Source organism: Geodermatophilus maliterrae, from assembly GCF_041018925.1.
In the GTDB taxonomy this organism is placed as follows: Bacteria; Actinomycetota; Actinomycetes; order Mycobacteriales; family Geodermatophilaceae; genus Geodermatophilus; species Geodermatophilus maliterrae.
On record NZ_JBFNXQ010000205.1, the window covers coordinates 1 to 1,404 of the forward strand.

Consider the following 1,404-nt stretch of genomic DNA (forward strand, 5'->3'; position numbering starts at 1 on the left):
TACTGCAACGGCAGTTATGGCGGGGCCTGTCCGCGGGCTCGGTAGTGGGCGGCACGGGCCTGGGCCTGGCGTCGTCGGCGCCACCACGACCAGTCCGCGGCATGGTTCAGGTCGGGCCGCGGTCTGCGAACGAGGCCGTTGAGCAGGCGCCGCAGTTCGGGCACGGTCAGCGCGATGAGCTGCGCGGTTCCAGCTGCAGACCCCCCTTTTCCGCGGTGGCGCGGGTGGCGGACAGATAGGCGTGCGCGAGCATCGCCAGGGTGATGTGCCGATACCAGGCGGTGTAGTCCCGCACCTGGTAGGAGCCCAGCCCGGCCTCGTTCTTGGCGGCCTGGAAGCACTCCTCAATGCGCCAGCGCCCACCGGCCACGGCAACCAGCTGCTCAAGGGTGGTGCCGGTCGGGCCGGCGCAGACGTAGAAGGCCAGCTCGGCCGGCTCGTCAGAGCCTGTCGAGATGGTCCGGCGGGCCAACACCCAACGGGCCCAGCTGGGATCGAACCCGGCCAGCAACTCGATCCGCACCCAGTCATAAAGCCGCAGCCCGTGCGCACCGGCACCGGCCGAGCACCGCTGCCAGGCCGACTCGGGCAGCTCGGCGATCAGCGCGCGCACCCGGCGCTGCCGCCAGTCCACGGTGGCCACCGTGTCGGTGCTGCGGGTGGCCAGCACGTAGGGCAAGCCGTGCTGCTCGCACCAGACCCGCAGCCGCTTGTCCTGCCCATAGACCTCATCGGCGGTCACCCAGCCGGCCGGCACTCCGGCGTCAAGGGCGCGCTGCAGCATGCGGCGGGCCAACTCCGGCTTGGTGGCGAACCCGACCTCGTCGCCGATGCCGGCCGCGCGAGCGTGGTCCCGGTCGTCGGTCCAGGCCCGCGGCAGATAGAGCTCGCGGTCGATCAGCGCCCGACCGGCCGGGGCGGCGTAGGCCAGAAAGACCCCGACCTGGCAGTTATCGATCTTGCCGATGGTGCCGGTGTACTGCCGGGCCACCCCGGCCGAGCGGGTGCCCTTCTTGACGAACCCGGTCTCGTCCACGATGAGCACTCCGCCGGGGCCGAGCCGCTCGACCACGTAGGAGCGCAGCTGGTCGCGCACGGTGTCGGCGTCCCAGTCCGCGGTGCGCAGCAGCCGCTGCATGCCGTCCGGCGAAACCTCGCCGGCGGCCTCGGCCAGCGTCCAGCCGTTCTTGCGCTCCAACTGGCCGAGCAGGCCGCGCAGATAGGCCAGCACCCGCGCCCGCGGCTCCGCGCGGGCGAACGCCCCGGCGATCCGGGCGTGCACCTCCTCCAGGCCCGCCGCCCAGTCCTGCACCTCGGCCACCAGGCCATCGCAGCGCATCGGCCCACGCTGCTACCAGCCCTCCGCCGATCCCGACAGCGACACGCACAACTGCCGTTGCAGTA

1 pseudogene is annotated in these 1,404 nt (G+C 72.3%); it reads right to left on the reverse strand.

The annotated features are described in order from the left end of the window. Positions 1-1,339, reverse strand: a pseudogene (locus ABQ292_RS26470) (IS701 family transposase); the annotation flags it as partial. Positions 1,340-1,404: the final 65 nt, after the last annotated feature.